This is a genomic window from Bradyrhizobium sp. U87765 SZCCT0048, assembly GCF_018131225.1.
Classification (GTDB): Bacteria; Pseudomonadota; Alphaproteobacteria; order Rhizobiales; family Xanthobacteraceae; genus Bradyrhizobium_A.
In genome coordinates this window covers 22,748-40,470 of the sequence record NZ_JAFCMM010000001.1, presented here as the reverse complement: position 1 = coordinate 40,470, position 17,723 = coordinate 22,748, and the positions used below count along the sequence as shown (strand labels likewise).

Annotated in this window: 11 protein-coding genes; 5 read left to right on the top strand and 6 right to left on the bottom strand. The window is 64.5% G+C overall.

The genetic code is table 11. The annotated features are described in order from the left end of the window. Nucleotides 1–119 precede the first annotated feature (119 nt). Nucleotides 120–1,811 carry an NF038122 family metalloprotease gene (locus JQ639_RS00185; RefSeq protein WP_211969926.1) on the top strand — a complete coding sequence of 564 codons (1,692 nt, stop codon included), beginning with the start codon at nt 120–122 and terminating at the stop codon, nt 1,809–1,811. Between the two features lie 53 nt (nt 1,812–1,864). Here JQ639_RS00185 and JQ639_RS00180 read toward each other — a convergent pair whose 3' ends face one another. The 5 genes from JQ639_RS00180 to glmU all read right to left on the bottom strand — a co-directional run bounded on the left by JQ639_RS00180 (nt 1,865) and on the right by glmU (nt 10,060). Next, the gene (locus JQ639_RS00180; RefSeq protein WP_211969925.1) at nt 1,865–3,442 is read right to left on the bottom strand and encodes an HlyD family type I secretion periplasmic adaptor subunit; all 1,578 of its coding nucleotides are present in this window, start codon (nt 3,440–3,442) and stop codon (nt 1,865–1,867) included. Continuing rightward, nucleotides 3,439–5,592, bottom strand: a complete 2,154-nt coding sequence (locus tag JQ639_RS00175) for a type I secretion system permease/ATPase (RefSeq protein WP_211970153.1) — start codon at nt 5,590–5,592, stop codon at nt 3,439–3,441. Before JQ639_RS00175 ends, JQ639_RS00180 begins: the two co-directional genes overlap by 4 nt. A gap of 155 nt (nt 5,593–5,747) precedes the next feature. Next, nucleotides 5,748–6,557 (bottom strand): DUF502 domain-containing protein, encoded by an 810-nt coding sequence (locus tag JQ639_RS00170; RefSeq protein WP_211969924.1) that lies wholly within the window; start codon nt 6,555–6,557, stop codon nt 5,748–5,750. Between the two features lie 122 nt (nt 6,558–6,679). Then, nucleotides 6,680–8,506, bottom strand: a complete 1,827-nt coding sequence (gene glmS / locus JQ639_RS00165) for a glutamine--fructose-6-phosphate transaminase (isomerizing) (RefSeq protein WP_211969923.1) — start codon at nt 8,504–8,506, stop codon at nt 6,680–6,682. A 198-nt stretch (nt 8,507–8,704) separates the two neighbouring features. Then, nucleotides 8,705–10,060, bottom strand: a complete 1,356-nt coding sequence (gene glmU / locus JQ639_RS00160) for a bifunctional UDP-N-acetylglucosamine diphosphorylase/glucosamine-1-phosphate N-acetyltransferase GlmU (protein ID WP_211969922.1) — start codon at nt 10,058–10,060, stop codon at nt 8,705–8,707. 252 nt (nt 10,061–10,312) lie between these two features. Here glmU and JQ639_RS00155 point away from each other — a divergent pair, with 252 nt between their 5' ends. Both JQ639_RS00155 and JQ639_RS00150 read left to right on the top strand, forming a co-directional pair. After that, nucleotides 10,313–11,656 carry a hypothetical protein gene (locus JQ639_RS00155; protein ID WP_249123618.1) on the top strand — a complete coding sequence of 448 codons (1,344 nt, stop codon included), beginning with the start codon at nt 10,313–10,315 and terminating at the stop codon, nt 11,654–11,656. A 63-nt stretch (nt 11,657–11,719) separates the two neighbouring features. Next, complete coding sequence (locus JQ639_RS00150; protein ID WP_211969921.1) at nt 11,720–12,100, top strand: hypothetical protein; 381 nt, start codon at nt 11,720–11,722, stop codon at nt 12,098–12,100. Here JQ639_RS00150 and JQ639_RS00145 read toward each other — a convergent pair. Beyond that, nucleotides 12,060–13,736 (bottom strand): glycoside hydrolase family 17 protein, encoded by a 1,677-nt coding sequence (locus JQ639_RS00145; RefSeq protein WP_211969920.1) that lies wholly within the window; start codon nt 13,734–13,736, stop codon nt 12,060–12,062. The genes JQ639_RS00150 and JQ639_RS00145 overlap by 41 nt on opposite strands. A 351-nt stretch (nt 13,737–14,087) precedes the next feature. On the opposite strand from JQ639_RS00145, the gene JQ639_RS00140 reads away from it, so the two are divergent. Both JQ639_RS00140 and JQ639_RS00135 read left to right on the top strand, forming a co-directional pair. Continuing rightward, on the top strand, nt 14,088–14,672 hold the full coding sequence (locus JQ639_RS00140; protein WP_211969919.1) for a beta-1-3, beta-1-6-glucan biosynthesis protein: 585 nt from the start codon (nt 14,088–14,090) through the stop codon (nt 14,670–14,672). Nucleotides 14,673–14,898: 226 nt separating this feature from the next. Further along, the gene (locus JQ639_RS00135; protein WP_211969918.1) at nt 14,899–17,589 is read left to right on the top strand and encodes a glycosyltransferase family 2 protein; all 2,691 of its coding nucleotides are present in this window, start codon (nt 14,899–14,901) and stop codon (nt 17,587–17,589) included. Nucleotides 17,590–17,723: the final 134 nt, after the last annotated feature.

The following is a 17,723-nucleotide window of genomic DNA, read 5'->3' as shown; positions in this document are numbered from 1 at the left end:
CCCCCGCTTGCGCTGGGGTGGAGCCCGCACTAGATTGCGATTGCACGAATTGAGAGTGGGCGCAAAATCAAGCCCTTCAGTAGTATTCTGAAATATTCTGAATTCAGTGAGTTCACCTCATGAATTTCAACATTACCTTTGGAAATTTGACTGGCCTGACGGCTTCCCAGCAGGCTGTATTTGAAGCGGCCTGCGTCACAGCCTGCCAGTACTACCAGCACGAATTTACCAACAATGTCACCGTGAACGTGACCTTCAATTGGTCGGCCCTCCCCGCAGGCGATCTGGCGAACAATAATTTCGCGGGGGTTTTGGTGTCCTACGCCCAGCTGACAACGGCGCTGAAAGCGATTGGCCGATCCCCGGATCAAATTGGCGCTTACGCCACAATGCCGGCGAGCGACCCGACGGGAAGCTCGCAATGGTTCGTTCCCCAGGCTCAGGCTCGCTTGCTGGGACTGACGTCCGCGACCGGCACGGACGACACCGTCAACCTCAACAGCAATATCGGTTTCAGCGGGTTCAGCTTCAATCCGTATGCCCGGAATACACCTGGGACATTTGATGCGATCGGCGTTCTGGAGCATGAACTCTCCGAAGGATCCCTGGGGCGCATCCAGGCGCTCGGAATGACCGGCGCAGGGAACGAACAGAACTGGAACGGCTGGCACAGCGAACTCGATCTCTTCCGCTACAATCCGAACGGGGGCTCGCTTGTGCGCGCTTTGACCCCCGGCCCCGGCTATTTCTCGATCGATGGCCAGACATTGCTTCAGCAGTACAATAATCCGGTCAACGGTGGAGACGCCGTCGATTGGCTGCCGTCCATCCAGGGCGATTCCTATGGTGACGGCTATCGCGGCACAGGCTCGTTCATCACCCCGGTCGACGTGCGGGAGGACAATATCCTCGGCTGGACTCGCGCGTCTGCAAGCAGCGATTTCACCGGCAATTATACGAGCGACGTCTTTTGGCAGAATACGACGTCGGGGGACGTCGGCGAATGGCTGATGAGCAACGGTCAGATTTCAGCAGCCCCAGCCCTTGGCAATGCCACCGGCTACCAAATCGTCGGAACCGGTGATTTCAACGGCGATGGGACCAGCGATATTTTCTGGCAGCAAAGCAACGGAAACATGGGGGAGTGGATCTTCTCCAGAGGCCAGATCTCCGCAGCACCCTTCCTTGGTACGATGCCGGCTGGCTACAAGATCGCAGCGATCGGAGACTTCAACGGCGATGGCACAAGCGATATCTTTTGGGAAAGCGGCTCCGGCACCATCGGGGAATGGCTGATCTCGAATGCCGAGATTTACGCGGCTCCGTCACTCGGGCAGGCCTCGACCAGTCTGCAGATTATCGGAGCGGGCCGTTTCACCGGAGGAAAGACTGACGATATCCTCTGGGAGCAGAGCAATGGTGTCGTCGGAGAATGGCTGATCTCAAACGGCCAGATCTACGCTGCGCCAAGTCTTGGCAGCACCGCTCCCGGATTTCAGATCCTGGGTTACGGGGACTTCACCGGCAACGGCACCGACGACATCCTGTGGCGGGACAGCACCAGCAATACCGTCGGCGAGTGGATAATGTCGAACGGCAACATCGCCCAATCAATCACACTGGGAAGCACCTCACCCACCTGGCAGTTCGTCGGCGTCGGTGATTTTACAAGCAGCGGCGTTCAGGACATCATCTGGCGCGACAGCAGCACCGGCGCAATGAGCGAGTGGGTCATGCAGGGGGGCCAGATCAATCAGAGCATTGGCCTCGGCGCATCATCTCCAAACCTTAATCTTGTGCTCAAGAAATAGAACTCGTTCGACCGCCCGCATCGCAGCCGCGGTCGACGCGGAACAGGCACGCATCACCGTTCATGCCCCGCTTGCGTGACCGCTTTTCGGATCGGTGACAACAGATAGTCGATCACACGACGATGACCGGTCTTGATTTCAACTGCAACGGCCATACCCGGGACCAGCGGTAGAGGTCGACCATCGATTGTCATCGCATGCTGGTCGAGTTCAATCGTCGTCGGAAACACAAGACTCTGCCCCTGCCCTGCCGTCGATCCGCCGCCTGATCTTGCGACCGCAGTTGCATCGCCGGATGTGCTCGGATCGCGCTGGTCGACCCCGTCGCGCGACACGTTTGTCACAACGCCGTCCAACGTCCCATAGCGCGTAAATGGAAAAGCTTCGACTTTGACAACCGCACGCTGACCAACCTCGACGAAACCGATATCCTGATTGAGGACCTGGGCTTCGATCTCGATCGCCGAATCCTGCGGCACGATTGTCATCAGCGATTGGCCCGAGCCGACCACCTGACCGACGGTGGTCACCGCGAGTTGCTGAACAACACCGGCGATCGGCGCTCTCAGCTGCATCTGTGCGTTTTTCGCCCGGGCCTTGATCAAATCCTGCTTGACGCGATCAAGCTTGCGTTGCGCATCGGCAAGCTTGCCGGTCTGGTCGGCAATGAAGCGAGAAACGCTCTCGTCAATCTGCCGCGCCAACGACTTTATCGCAGCCTCCGTCTCGATCACTTGGCTGCGATCCGCGACATCCGACGCAAGCTGCGTTTCGAGCTGCTGCTGCGCCTCGATCGTGAGTGCGCGCGACCCTGCGCCACGCTCAGTCAACGTCTCGCGCATCTCGACGCGCTCCCGGCTCAACGCAATGAGACGTTCACGCGCAGCAATGCTTGCAAGCAATCGGCTGCGGGTCGCAAGCTTTTCGGCCTGCTGGGCTTCGAGGCGAGCGCGGCTGGCGGCCAGATCCGCGAGATCTGCCTGCAAGACCAGTTCCTCTCGCCGCCGCAATGCGTCGTCAATGGTTCCATCGAATCCGACTGCGGGAGGCCCGATAACCGGAAGACTTGCGCCATCGATGGCAGCCTGCCGCCGCGCCACTTCAGCCGTCAGACTTTCCACATCGCGCAGTTGAGCGTTCATCTCCGCCGACGTCTCCGTTCGCTCGAGTTCGAGAAGAACGTCATTGCGCTCCACCCGACTGCCATTGCGGACGTGGATGGCAGCAACCTTGCCTACGTCCAGCGGCTGCACGACCTTGGAACGTCCGCTCGGCTGGATTCGACCACTCGCAACCGCATAGATGTCGATGCGGCCGAAATACGACCATGCCAATGCAGCCGCGGTCGAGAAAAACAGCAGCCATATCAGGGCCGTCGCGACAGGCGACGGCGGGGTTTCAAGGATTTCAATCGCAGCAGGCAAAAACTCCTTGTCCGCCGTGAGGATTGAACGATCTCGGTTTGTCACGCCACGCCTGCCGGATTCGACCAACATCTCCTCGCGGCCTTGCGAACCATTCGAGTTGGCCGAACCTTCAGCATGTCGCTCGTTTGACGCGATATTCGGGCGAACCGCGAAGCGTCCGCCATATGTCGAGAAACGCGACGCGCCAGTCTCGGAGTTGCTCACGCGCCTCCCTCCTGAACCTGCAAGCGCCAGAGACGCGCATAGACACCATCCGGTCGAGCGAGCAACTCGGCGTGAGTACCCTCTTCTACAATGCGCCCGTGGTCCATCGATATGATGCGGTCACAATGACGTACGGCCGCGAGCCGGTGTGCAATAACAATTGCCGTGCGCCCTTGCACAATCTGACGCATGTGACCTTGAATGATCCGCTCGCTTTCATAGTCGAGAGCGCTGGTCGCCTCGTCGAAAATCAGAATCCGCGGCCCGGTCGCAAGAGCACGCGCGATCGCGATCCGCTGACGTTGACCGCCCGACAAGTTGGCCCCCCGCTCCTCAATCGGAGTATCATAGCCGAGAGGCAGCCGGGCAATAAACTCATCGGCTCCGGCGAGCCGCGCCACGGCAATCACCTGAGCCCGGCTCATCTCGGGCGCTGCCAGCGCGATGTTTTCGTGAACAGTCCGGTTGAACAGCGTGTTTTCCTGCAGAACGATCCCAATCTGACGACGCAACCAGGCAGGATCCACCTGTCCAATATCCATGCCGTCGACCATGACCGCGCCGCGTTCATGGCGATAGAGCCGCAAGATCAATTTGGCCAGCGTGGACTTGCCCGAGCCCGACGCACCGACGATGCCAAGAACCTGACCAGCGGGGATTTCGAGATTGATCCCCTCCAGGATCATCGGCCCTCCCGTCTGATAGCGAAACGAGACGTCCTTGAAGCCGATCGCCCCCTTTGCTGGAGGAAAATTGCTCAGCCCCATGCGCTGATACTCGGGCGGGCTGTTCAAAATATCTCCCAGTCGCTCGACCGAAATCTGCACCTGCTGAAAGTCCTGCCACAACTGCGACAGCCGCAGGATGGGCATGGTGACCTGTCCCATGATCATGTTGAACGCGATCAATGCGCCGATGGTCAATTCATCATTGATAACCGCTTGCGCTCCGAAAAATAGGATCAGGGCCATCGTCGCCTTGTTGACATACTGAAAGGCGCTTTGACCAATGTTGCTGAGATTGACGGCCTGAAACGATGTCCGAACATATGCCGCCAGACGCTCCTCCCACTGCCTGCGCAACAATGGCTCGATCGCCGCCGCTTTCAACGTCGAAATCCCGAAGATGGACTCCACCAAGAACTGCTGGCTCGCAGCACCGGCGTTGAAGCGCTCATTGTTTTTCTGGCGCAGGATCGGACGAATCACCATCGCGATCGTCAGATAGACGGGCATCGAGAGCAATACGATCAGCGTCAATGACGGCGAATAGACGAACAGCACTGCTACAAAGACAAAAACGAAAAACACGTCGATCGCGGAAGACAAGCCTTGGCCCGTCAAGAACTGGCGGATCGTCTCGATCTCGCGCATGCGGGCCACAGTCTGCCCTGCCGGACGCGTCTCGAAATAAGCCAGCGGCAACCGAAGCAGATGATCGAACAACCGGCTGCCAAGCTCGACATCGATGCGGCTGGTGGTATGACTGAGTGCATAGGCGCGGAGAAATTGAAGCAGCGCATCGAATATTCCGATGCCGGCCAGGCCGACGACGACCACGATCAGTGTCGACATGCCCTTGTGCACGAGAACCTTGTCGATCACGATCTGGAAAAACAACGGCGTTACCAGCGCAAACAGCTGGATAAGCAGCGAGGCCAGCAAGACGTTGGCAAGCGGCTTGCGGTAGCGCCAGATCGACGGCAGGAACCAGCGAAACCCGATCATGTCAGGACTGATGCCGGTGCCGAAAAGACGACGGGCGACGAGGATGATTTCGCCGCTCCACTGAGCTGCGACGACACTGAGCTCGACACTCGCGACGACGCGAGTGACCGGATCGATCAGTCGCAGCCGCCCCTCGGGCAGTTGCGCCGCCACGACGCAAAATCCCTTGTCCGCAAGACGAATAATCGCAGGAACAGGCACGGACAACAGCCGTTCGCTCGACTGCCCGGTCAACAGGCGCGCTTTCAGGCCAATCCGCGCAGCGACACGCAGAATATCTTCGCCCTCGGCGCGCCGCGCACCGAGGCCGGCGTCGTGAGTGAGCTGAACCGGATCCGCGGCGACCTGATAGCGACTGGCAACCAATGCGACCGCAAAAATTCCCGAATCTGCGAGTGCGGCGCGTGGCTGCGTCTCATCCATTTCAGCGATAAATGGAGCGGCGGACCCGGCACGCGCCGGCCCGTGGTTGTCACGCAGCAAAGCACGCCTCCTCGCAAAACAATCAATTTATTCAAAATACGATGGCTTCGAGAAACAACAACAGAGAAAAACGCCGTTGCAGAACAGCAAGGCGGCTAGTTCGTCGGCTCGACGGCCTTGTTTTCGACTTTCGCCGGACCGCCTTCACGTGCCGCGCCAGCGGCCCGTGCGGCATTGGCCATGTCGGCGAGCGCGGCCATTTTCTTGCCGGCATCGCCACCGGGTTGCACCATGCCCGCCGACATGATGAGCGTTGCGGCGTCCTCGGCGCTCATGTCGACCTCGATGACGCTGGCCTTGGGCACATAGAAAAAGAAGCCGGTGGTCGGGTTCGGCGCACATGGCATGAACACCGACATGTATTCCTGTTCGCCCGGCAGCTTGGCGGCGACATCGCCGCCCGGCGTCTGCGAGATCAGCACGATCGACCACATGCCCGGCGACGGAAACTCGACGAGACCGACCTTGCGGAAACTCGACCCATTGCCGGAGAACAGCGTCTCGAACACCTGCTTCAAGCCACGGTAGATCGCCCGCACCACGGGCATGCGACCGAGCAGGCCCTCGCCGAGATCGACCAGCGTGCGCCCGATCAGGTTGTGGGCGAAGAAGCCCAGCACCGTCAGCGCGACGAAGGCGACCACGAGGCCCGATCCGGGGATACCCCACGGCAGGTAGGTTTCGGGCCTATAGTCCTGCGGGATGAATGGACGGACGATGCCGTCCACCCAGGTCACGAACCACCATGTCAGATAGACCGTGATCGCGACCGGGCCGGTGACGATCAGACCGGTGAGAAAATAGTTCCGCACGCGCGCGACAAAACCGCGGGGAACGTCGGGGGGCACGGCGAGCGGCGGCTTGTCACCGCCCTGCACGGTCGGCGGCTTGTCGTTGGAGGTCATCGTTCGTCCAGATCATCCAAAAGCGGCCGTCGCATGACCGGCGCAGTCCACGGTGCGACCATCATAGCAGGTTTTCGCACCGCAGCAGCCGGGAACATGAGGCGCTTTGTCCCTGGCGGATGTTATTCCACGGTCACGGACTTCGCGAGGTTGCGTGGCTGGTCGACGTCGGTGCCCATGATGACGGCCGTGTGATAGGCCAACAATTGCACGGGAATGGCATAGACCAGCGGCGTTACCGTCGCCGGCATGTCGGGCAGCGTGATGGTCACCATGGAGTCCACGGTCGCTTCGGCCGCGCCCTTGGCATCGGTCATCAGGATGATCCGGCCGCCGCGGGCGGCAACCTCCTGCATGTTGGACACCGTCTTCTCGAACACACGATCGTAGGGCGCGATCACCACCACCGGCATGTGCTCGTCGATCAGCGCGATCGGACCATGCTTGAGCTCGCCGGCGGCGTAGCCCTCGGCATGAATGTAGGAGATTTCCTTGAGCTTGAGCGCCCCTTCCAGCGCCAGCGGATAGCTGGTCCCGCGGCCGAGATAGAGCACGTCCTTGCTTTTGGCGATGTCGCGGGCAAGCTTTTCGATCTGCGGCTCGAGGGTGAGTGCTTGCGCCATCAGACGTGGCACCTCGATCAGGGCATGGGCGAGACGGGCCTCGTCCTGGCCCGAGAGTACGCCACGCGCCTTGCCGGCGGCGATCGCAAGCGACGCCAGCACCGTGAGCTGGCAGGTGAAGGCCTTGGTCGAGGCGACGCCGATCTCGGGGCCGGCGAGCGTCGGCAGCACCACCTCGCTCTCGCGGGCGATGGTCGAGGTCAGCACGTTGACCACCGACAGGGTGTGCAGCCCCTGCTCCTTGGCGTAGCGCAAGGCCGCGAGCGTGTCGGCGGTCTCGCCGGACTGGGAGATGAAAATGGCGAGATCGCCCTTGCGCAGCGGCGCCTCGCGGTAGCGGAATTCGGAGGCAATATCGATGTCGACAGGCAACCGCGCCAGCCGCTCGAACCAGTAGCGCGCGACATAGCCGGCATAGCTCGCCGTGCCGCAGGCGGTGATCGAGATGCGCTCGATGGTGCGCAGGTCGAACGGCAGGTCCTGCGGCAGCGCGATGCGTTCTGCAGCCATGTCGACATAGCGCGCCAGCGTATGGCCGACGACTTCGGGCTGCTCGTGGATTTCCTTGGCCATGAAGTGGCGATAGTTCGCCTTGTCGACCAGGAAGCTGGACGCGCCGGACTTGAGGACCTCGCGGCGCACGATGCCGTTGTCCTCGTTGCGGATCACCGCGGACGTGCGTGTCAGTACCACCCAGTCGCCATCCTCGAGATAGCTGATGGTGTCGGTGAGCGGCGCCAGCGCAATGGCATCCGACCCCAGATACATCTCGCCATCGCCATAGCCGATCGCGAGCGGCGCGCCCTTGCGCGCGCCGATGATCAGGTTGTCATGGCCCCTGAACACGAAGCCGAGCGCGAACGCGCCGCGCAGCTGCGGCAGCGATGCCTTGACCGCATCCTCCGGTGTCAGGCCCCTGGCGAGATAGGAGTTGACGAGATGGACGGCGACTTCGGTGTCGGTCTCCGTGGAGAACGTCGCGCCCTGCTTTTCAAGCTCGGCGCGCAGCTCGCGAAAATTCTCGATGATGCCGTTGTGCACGACCGCGACATTGTCGGTGGCATGCGGGTGGGCGTTGTTCTCGGTCGGCTTGCCGTGGGTGGCCCAGCGGGTATGGCCGATGCCGATATGACCGTCGAGCGGCGCGCCCGACAGGCGCTTCTCGAGATTCTTGAGCTTGCCCTCGGCCCGCCGGCGCACGATCTCGCTGCCTTCCAGCGTGGCGACACCGGCGGAGTCGTAGCCGCGGTATTCCAACCGCTTCAGGGAGTCGACCAGGAGGTCCGCAACCGGACCGCGTCCGAGAATTCCGACAATGCCGCACATGCGGGGCAGTCTCTCCAAATCAGCTTAATTTGCGCTAAAGCTCTAGCGAGCTTTGCGCGGCGCACGGACTCAATAATTGTTGCGGATTGCGACAGGTTGAACCGTTAACCTAAACGCCCCGCGAATTTGACCCGATGGGCCCTTTACCCGATCGGTTTTTTGCACGATCCAGCCCTTTACAAGCAGGCCCTTCGGCGTTCAGCCTTTAGGCTTGCGCCGTGCCAGGCGCGCGTCGCGAAAGCGCTTCGCCCATCCGTCCCGCACCGTCTGCTGGCTGCGTTCCACCGCCAGCGCATCCTGGGGCACCTCGCGGGTGATCACCGAGCCGGAGCCGATATAGGCGCCGCTGCCGATCTTGACAGGGGCGACCAATGACGAATTGGAGCCGACAAACGCACCGGCGCCGATCTCGGTGCGGTGCTTGTCGAACCCATCATAGTTGCAGGTGATGGTGCCCGCACCGATGTTCGCGCCTGCGCCGACGAAAGCGTCGCCGATATAGCTCAGGTGGTTGGCCTTGGCGCCGGCCTCGATCACCGCGGCCTTGGTCTCGACGAAGTTGCCGATCCGCGCGCCCTCGCCGAGCGACGTGCCCGGCCGCAGCCGCGCATAGGGACCGACCGACGCCCTGGCGCCGACGGCCGCGCCGGCAAGATGCGAGAAGGAATGGATCACCGCGCCGTCGGCGACCCGCACGCCCGGGCCGAACACGACGAACGGCTCGACGGTGACGTCGCGGCCGAACGCGGTGTCGGCAGCGAGATAAACGCTCTCCGGCGCGATCATGGTGACACCGGCATCGAGCGCCGCGCGACGCAGGCGCTGCTGCATCACCTGCTCGGCTTCGGCGAGCTGGGCCTTGGTGTTGATGCCGCGCACCTCGTCTTCGCCGGTCTCGATCACGGCGGCGCGCAGGCCGAGTTCGCGCGCAATCGCAACGGCGTCGGTCAGATAATACTCGTTCTTGCTGTTGGCATGGCCGATGCGATCGAGGATCTCGAGCGCGCGGCGGCCATCGAGCGCCATCACACCGGCGTTGCACAGATCGATGGCGCGCTCCTGCGCACTGGCGTCGGCCTGCTCACGGATCGCCAGCAGACCCTTGTCGTCCTGGATCAGGCGGCCATAGCCGGTGGGATCGGCGGCGCGAAAGCCCAGCACCACCAGCGCGGCGCCCTCGGCCAGCGGCGCGCGCAGCCGCGCGAACGTCGCGGCCGAGATGAGCGGCGTGTCACCGAACGCGACCAGCAAATCGTCGGCGCCCTGCTCGATCGCCGCGCGGGCGGCGAGCACCGCATGGGCCGTGCCGCGCCGCTCATGCTGGACGAAGATCTGCGCGTCGGGGCGCGCCCGTGCGGCTTCGTCCGCCACGGCCTTGTGATCCGGGCCGACCACCACCGCGACCGCCGAGGTCGCCCCCGCCGGCGCCGCCGCGAGCACGTGGGCGAGCAGCGACTGGCTCGCCACCTGGTGCAGCACCTTGGGCAGCGACGAGCGCATCCGCGTGCCCTCGCCGGCCGCGAGCACGATGGTCAAGTTGGTCCGGTCCGTCATCCGATGTCCTGCATCCGTGGCGTTGGGGTCCGTGCGGGCCCGCCGGGTCATAGCCGACCCGATGGGGTGACAAAAGGTCTTTGCAAAGTCGCCCCGGCCGCGGGGTCCGACAGGGCACGATACGCAGGTTCCTGTTAATCTTTTGGTGTGATTCGCGGCGCTGGCGCGAATCGCGGCTGCACACCCCCGGCGCGACAGCCGCGCCGGAACCGCGCCTCGGGACCGACGGCTGGCCGGCCCGATGCCGGCGGCATGGAATGGCAAACCTCTCGCATGGCTAAAGACCGGGATCCGCTTGCCGATATCACGGCCGACGACAGTCAGGGCCTGCTGACCAACATCCTCGCCGACGAGCGCGAGAGCGGCTGGCAGATGCTGTGGCGGCTGGGATCGTGGGCCGTGTGCGCGGTCGGCGCGCTCGCCGGCGCGTTCTATGCGGTGCAGATGTCGTCCGGACTGCAGCGCGAGCAGGTTGCCGCCATCGACGTCGTGCGCCAGTCGCAACAGCTCCAGGCCGTGGCCCGCGAGAGCCAGACGGAGGCGCGGCGGCTGGCCGCGGCGATCGCCACCCTCAATGGAGACCGCGACCGGCTGTATGCGCGCGTCACCGTGCTCGAACAGGGCCTCGACTCGGTCACCGGATCGGTGGCCCGGCAGGCACCGCCGGCCTCGCTGGTGCTGTCCTCGGCGACGCAGGCGCTGAGCACGCCGCCCATGATCGCGGCCCCGACAGTGACCGCCGCCACCGAGCCGCCGCCGTCGGTGGCCGAGACCCCGTCGGCCCCGCCTCCGGGCCCACCGGAGCATGCCACGTCCCACCCGACCTCAGCAGCCGTCAGGGAGCCCTCTCTGCCAGCATCCACCATCTACGCGCCCCCGGATCCGGCCGCCCAGCGGTTGACCGAAATCATCCCCGCCGACAAGGTCGCGCCGGGCCGCGGCGCAGACAAACCCACGGAACCCGCCGTGGCCGACCGGGCCGCTCCAAAGCCTCCCGAACCGGTTCCCGCGGCAGCTACCGCCATGCCGAAGGAAGCCGACAAGACCCAACCGGTGTTCCTTGCCGCACTTCCGGCAATCAAGCCGACGGCCGCTCAGGGCGTGGACATGCCGGCACTGCGGACCGAGTTCGGCGTCGATCTCGGCGGCGCAAACTCGATCGATGGCCTGCGTGCGTTGTGGCGGGGCCACATCGCCCACAAGGAGTCCCCGGTTGCCGGGCTGCGACCGATCATTGTGCTGAAGGAACGCCACAACGGGCTGGGGATGCAGTTGCGGCTGGTCGCCGGCCCGCTCGGGGACGCGGCCGCAGCCGCGCGGATCTGCGCCATGCTCGCGGCCGCGAACCGTCCCTGCGAAACCGCGATCTTCGACGGCCAGCGGCTGGCGATGTCGAACGGTGCGACCGAGGCCACGCCGCCGCCCGTCCGTCCGCGTCGCCGCGTGGTCGCCACGCCGCCGGCTCGGCCGGCGCGTCACGATGCGCCACTGCCCCAGCCACCGGTCGAAGCCGCCGCCCCCCCGTCTCCGCCCGCACAGGCACCGGCGACGCCGTCGCTGTCATCCTCGGTCAGTGGCCTGTTCCGCTCGCGCTGAGACGCGTGAATGCAGCGCAGCAAGCGGGTTGCTCAACAACGCATTCCGAACCATAGTCCGGCCATGAAGAAAGATCCGTTCCGCCTCTCCGCGCTGCAGGTGCAGTGGCTCCTGATCGTGGGCTTCCTGACCGTCGGCTACGCCCTGTACGTGCGCTATCTGGCGATCGAGTACTCGCCGCTGGCACTCGCCTGCGATGGCGGCCTGCAGACCATGATGTGCAAGACACGTCTGCTGATGACGTCGCTGTTCCGCAACTCGGTGTTCGGCATCACGGCGCTGGTGATCGCCGCGCTGCACCTGATCCGCCCCTCGATCGTCACCCTGACCGCAGGCCTCGTGGCGGCGGGCTTCGGGATCGTGCTCTACAATATCGGCCTGTCGGGGATTGCGATCGGCCTGCTCATCCTCGGATTTGCTCGGCCCGCGCCCGCCACAGCGTGAGCGCGAGCAGCAGGTAGGCGCCGCAGGTCCACAGCGACTGCCAGTTCGCCGGCCCTTCGTTGAACGCGATATAGAGCGTCGAGGCCGCGAACAGGCCGGCGAGCACCGCTTCCGCAATCGGCCGTGTGCCGAGCAGCGGCCGGTTCAGCAGCATCAGTGCCGCGAACGGCACCGCAACCATGGTCAGCGCGGCGAACGGGAAATCGCGGTAGCGCGGATCGAACACGAAGCCGAGCGCGGTCTGCGCTGCGATCAGCGTGGTGACGATCAGGATCAGGCCAAGCGTCGCGACCAGCTTCGAATCCGTGCGGCCGTCACGCGGTCCGAGGATCTCGAGGAAGGTCGGGAGCGAGCGGCCCGACATCAGCGCAGTCGCCGACAGCATCGGCGCCAGGATGCCGGCTGCGAGCAACAGGCCCCACTGCGTCCAGCCGCCGGCGCCGAGGCTCTCGTAGAGCATCTTGTCGATGGCAATGCCGAGCAGCGATCCCGCGGTCGTCGCGCAGATCGCCACCGCGATCCACGACGACGGTCGCGGCGACCATGGCCGCCGCCGCGACTTGAAGAAGGCCGCGCCGAACACCATCACGCACAGCACGAGGCCGCCGGCCATCTGCCACTTCCACCATGGGAAGTTGGAGATCGGCAGTCCCGGCGGGTACTTCAGCTCGCGCGCGTCGGCGTCGATCAGGCCCCAGTAGCCGCCGACCGTGCCCTCCAGCCGCCGCTTCCAGGGCTGGTCGTAGGCTTCGATCAGATTGACACGGAATCCCTCGCGTTTGGCGAGATCGAGGATCTCCGCCACCACCCGCGCCTGGTTGGTCCGCGACGGCAGCGCGCCCTCGCGCATCCGTCCGGCGCTCGGCCAGCCGGTCTCGCCGATCAGGATTTCCTTCTCGGGGAAAGCGGCCGCCATGCGCTTGCGGATCTGGTCCACATGGGCTGCCGCGTAGCGGGCGCGGATCGGGAAATCCTCCCAGTAAGGCAGGATATGGATGGTGACGAAATCGACAGCGTCATAGATTTCGCGGTTGCGCAGCCAGTACTCCCAGACGTCGGCATAGGTCACCGGGGTCTGCGGCACCTGCGCCTTGACCGAACGGATCAGCGCGGCAAGGTCCGAGGCGGTCATCTCGCCGCGCAGCAGCACCTCGTTGCCGACCACGACCGAGGAGATCGTATCCGGATGAGCCTTCACCAGGGCGACCGCGGTTTCGATCTGCTGACGGTTCTTGGCCCGGTTGGAGCCGAGCCAGATGCCCTGGATGACCTTGAGCCCGACCTTGGCCGCAAGCTCGGGGACCTGGTCGACGCCGTTATCGACCGAATAGGTCCGCACGCAATTGGTGATCCTGGCGAGTTCGGCGAGGTCCTCGGCGATCTGCGCCGCCTCGATGTGCAGCGCCGGATTGAGCGGGTTCTGAGCGCCGCGGAACGGCGCATAGGATACGCACTCGAGCTTGGCGGACGGGTCGATCGGCGCACGCGGCAGCGTGACCGGCGTGGCGAGCCACCACCAGAGCGCAACGATGCAACCAAGGGAGATCAGGAGAAGCGCCAGCGGCGTACGAAATGAAATTGGTTCCCCTCCAGCTGACGTCTCAGGTCGATTAGCCCGTCGGGGCGCGCCTGCCAAGCCCCGAACGAGTCGTGAGCGTCCCCGTCCCCAGTTGCGCCTGCCGATGCCGGCGGAAACGCGGTCCGCCCCTGCGGCAAATGCGCCCGTTCGGCAAGGCGTGGCCCGGACACGCCGCGGGACTGAACGAATGTTCATCTGCGCGCCGACAAGCGTTCGAGTTTGCTGGACAAAATCAAAAATGTCCGCCATGGGATTCCCGGGACGGCGGAACAGCGATCCGCCGCATTCGGGGCCAATTTCAGCGGCATCACACGGACCAACCGTCCATGGCAGACCATCGCATCGGGATGGACCATCGAACGGTGACGCCGGCGCGGGCCGTGCTGCAGCCAAATTGTCGGGGACTACATGGGTCGTCTGCTGTCTGAGTTTCGTCGCGTGATCTTTCGTGCCGTCGCGGTGCCGTCCGCGGCGCTGCTGATCGGCATCGGCGGCGCGATCGCCCAGAGCGGCGACCTGCGGGCCCAGGACCAGCCGGCGAAGCCGGCGGCCAGCAACGGCACCGCCCCAGAGGCAGCCGCCAAGGAAAGCCAGCGCAAGACCGACGAGTTCGCCGAGGCCGCACAGGCCATCAACGGCCCCGCCGGCAATCCGGAATGCGTCTGGCTCGGCCGCCGTGTCGTCAGCCTGATGTGGCGCGACGACCTCGACACCGCCTTCCGCCACCTCGACCTCTACGATCGCTTCGGCTGCCCCGGCGGCCATGTCCAGGCCGCCTTCCGCTGCCTGACCCGCTTCGGCGGCACCATCGATTCCAAGGTCCCGGAAAGCCTGACCAGCCGCGTCCACGCATGCTGGATCAACCCGAACGCCCAGCCGCAGTCTGCGGCTGCCGCAGCTCCCGCCCCGGCGGCTCCGGCCGCTGCGGCGACCGCACCGGCCGCGACCCCGCCGGCAGCGGCGGCCCCTGCTCCGGCCGCACCGGCGAAATAGTTTCGCGCCTGCCGGGAACGATCGGACGGGTTGAGGGTTGCGGATCGAGCCGCGCCCTCAAATCGCCATGCCGTCATACGAGTTGTTAAACCGCATGGCATAGATAAGCTGCCCTCGATCGATCTTTCTCGCGAACTGGTCCGATTGAAAGCCTGCAAATCGTTGCGCGAGTCCCGGGGACGGATTCGCATCCTGGCACCACAGTCCCGGTATGGTTACGTCGCGAATGCGCGCAGTTGTCGCCGTCTTGCTCTGTGTCACGGCCGCTCACGCGGCGCTCTGGGGTCTTCTTCGCGACAAGCAGGACGCGCCTGACTTCAAGGGGATCCTCCCCAGCGTGTCCTACGCGCCGTTCGACGGCACCGGCCATCCTGACGTCGACAACATTCCGACCGCCGAGAAGATTCGCGCCGACCTCAAGACGCTGGCGCCGCTGACCAAGGCGATCCGCCTGTATTCGTCGACCGGCGGCGTCGAGCTCGTGCCGCCGATCGCCAACGAGTTTGGCCTCAAGGTCACCGTCGGCGCCTGGATCGACAAGAACACCGAACGCAACGAGCGCGAGATCGCCGCCGCCATCGACCTCGCCAAGCGCAACAGCAACGTCATCGGCATCGTCGTCGGCAACGAGACCATCTACCGCGGCGAGCAGAAGGCCGAAGACCTGATCCAGCTGATCCAGCGGGTCAAGAAGCAGGTCAACGTTCCCGTCACCACGGGCGAGATCTGGAACATCTGGCGTGACGACGCCATCGAGGCCGACGAGAAGAAGCGGCCGAGTCTCGCCTCGTCGGTCGACTTCATCGCCGCCCACGTGCTGCCCTACTGGGAGAACTTCACCGACAAGCAGGCGGTGGATCAGGCGATGTACATCTATGGCCTGCTGCGGGACTACTTCCCGGGCAAGCGGGTGGTGATCGCCGAATTCGGCTGGCCCAGCGCCGGCTACAACCTGCGCAACGCCGTGGCAGGGCCGTTCGAGCAGGCAGTCACGCTGCGCAACTTCGTCACCCGCGCCGAAGCCATCGGCATGGAATACAACATCGTCGAGGCGATCGACCAGCCCTGGAAGTTTTTTGAAGGCGGCGTCGGCCCTTACTGGGGCATTCTGAATGCGGCGCGTGAACCGAAGTTCGCGTGGACCGGACCGGTCGTCAACCCCGACTACTGGAAGCTCGCGGCGATCGCCGTCCTGGTCGGCATCCTGCTGTCGCTGCCGATCCTGAGGCTCGACCGTCCGACCGCGCTGCAGGCTGCAGTGCTGTCGGCGACCGCCAGCGGCGTCGGCGCCTGGGTCGCCACCGTCTTCGCCTACTGGAACGGGCACTACTTCGTGTTCGGCTCGGCACTCGCCCTCAGCCTCGGCCTGGTGCTGCTGGTGCCGCTGATCATCATCGCAATGGCCCGGATCGAGGAGATCGCCACCATTGCTTTCGGCCATGCGCCGCGCCGCCTGATCAGGAATGGCCTGCCCGCACCGGCCGATGGCGTCTACCCGAAGGTCTCCATCCACATCCCGGCCTATTTCGAGCCGCCGGAGATGCTCAAGCAGACCCTCGATGCGGTTGCCCGTCTCGACTACCCGAACTTCGAGTGCGTCGTCATCATCAACAACACGCCCGACCCCGCATTCTGGCAGCCGATCCAGGACCACTGCCGCATGCTGGGCGAGCGCTTCGTCTTCATCAACGCCGAGAAGGTCCAGGGCTTCAAGGCGGGCGCGCTGCGCATCGCCATGGCCCGCACCGCACCCGACGCCGAGATCATCGGCGTGATCGACGCCGACTATGTGGTGACACCCGACTGGCTCAAGGACCTCGTTCCGGCGTTCGCCGACCCGCGGGTCGGCCTCGTGCAGGCGCCGCAGGACCACCGCGACGGCGGCCAGTCGCTGATGCACTACATCATGAATGGCGAATATGCCGGCTTCTTCGACATCGGCATGGTTCAGCGCAACGAGCACGACGCCATCATCGTGCACGGCACCATGTGCCTGATCCGCCGTGCCGCCATGGACATGTCCGGCGGCTGGGCCGGCGACACCATCTGCGAGGACACCGATCTCGGCCTCGCCGTGATCGAGAACGGCTGGATCACCCACTACACCAACAAGCGCTATGGCTTCGGCCTGCTGCCGGACACCTATGAGGCGTTTCGCAAGCAACGCCACCGCTGGGCCTATGGCGGCTTCCAGATCGTCAAGAAGCACTGGCGCCGCTTCCTGCCGGGAGCGACACGCCTGACGCGGGATCAGAAGCGCGAGTTCTCACTGGGCTGGCTCAACTGGCTCGGCGCCGAGAGCCTTGGCGTCGTGGTGACGATCCTGAACCTCGTATGGGTGCCGATCGTCGCTTTCGCCGCCATCGCCATTCCCGACAAGATCCTGACCCTCCCGATCATCGTCTCGTTCCTGGTGTCGGCGCTGCACTTCCTCACGCTCTACCGCCTGCGGGTGAAGGTGAAGGTCGGCCAGATGCTGGGGGCGATGGTCGCCGCCATGTCGGTGCAGTGGACCGTGGCGCGCGCCGTGGCCAACGGCCTGATCACCGAGCACCTGCCGTTCGCCCGTACCTCCAAGGGCGGCCTGTCGCGCATGTCGGTCGAATTCCAGGCGTTCTGGGAGGCCGTGATCGGCGCGCTGCTGTGGGTGGGCGCCGCCGTGCTGGTGGTGACCAACAGCCAGAAGCAGATCACCGAGATCTACATCTTCGCCGGCGTGCTCATCCTGCAGAGCCTGCCGTTCCTCGCCGCGGTGGCGATCGCGGTGCTCGAGAACTCGCGGATCAACGCCTTCACCTTCTGGCGCCAGACCGGCATTCGCACTGCCGAGCTGATCGGCCTGCGCCCGGTGGCCCTGCCCCTGCCCGGCGCCATCAGCCCGCCGCCGGGCTCGGAGATTCGCAGCGAGACGCCGTAGACGTTGTCAGGCGGCAGTATCTCCGGCCGTCGGCCGGGAACCAGGCGATAGCACGCGCATTGGTCCACAGGCAGGGCTCCGGAACCGGACAACTATTGACCCCGGGGGGCTCGCCCCCTACACAGCGCGTCACG

Excerpts from the sequence above, each read along its gene's own strand:
- JQ639_RS00185 (WP_211969926.1), top strand. The coding sequence starts at position 120 with ATGAATTTCAACATTACCTTTGGAAATTTGACTGGCCTGACGGCTTCC.
- JQ639_RS00175 (WP_211970153.1), bottom strand. The coding sequence starts at position 5,592 with ATGGATGAGACGCAGCCACGCGCCGCACTCGCAGATTCGGGAATTTTT.
- JQ639_RS00170 (WP_211969924.1), bottom strand. The coding sequence starts at position 6,557 with ATGACCTCCAACGACAAGCCGCCGACCGTGCAGGGCGGTGACAAGCCG.
- glmS (WP_211969923.1), bottom strand. The coding sequence starts at position 8,506 with ATGTGCGGCATTGTCGGAATTCTCGGACGCGGTCCGGTTGCGGACCTC.
- glmU (WP_211969922.1), bottom strand. The coding sequence starts at position 10,060 with ATGACGGACCGGACCAACTTGACCATCGTGCTCGCGGCCGGCGAGGGC.
- JQ639_RS00155 (WP_249123618.1), top strand. The coding sequence starts at position 10,313 with ATGGAATGGCAAACCTCTCGCATGGCTAAAGACCGGGATCCGCTTGCC.
- JQ639_RS00150 (WP_211969921.1), top strand. The coding sequence starts at position 11,720 with ATGAAGAAAGATCCGTTCCGCCTCTCCGCGCTGCAGGTGCAGTGGCTC.
- JQ639_RS00140 (WP_211969919.1), top strand. The coding sequence starts at position 14,088 with ATGGGTCGTCTGCTGTCTGAGTTTCGTCGCGTGATCTTTCGTGCCGTC.
- JQ639_RS00135 (WP_211969918.1), top strand. The coding sequence starts at position 14,899 with ATGCGCGCAGTTGTCGCCGTCTTGCTCTGTGTCACGGCCGCTCACGCG.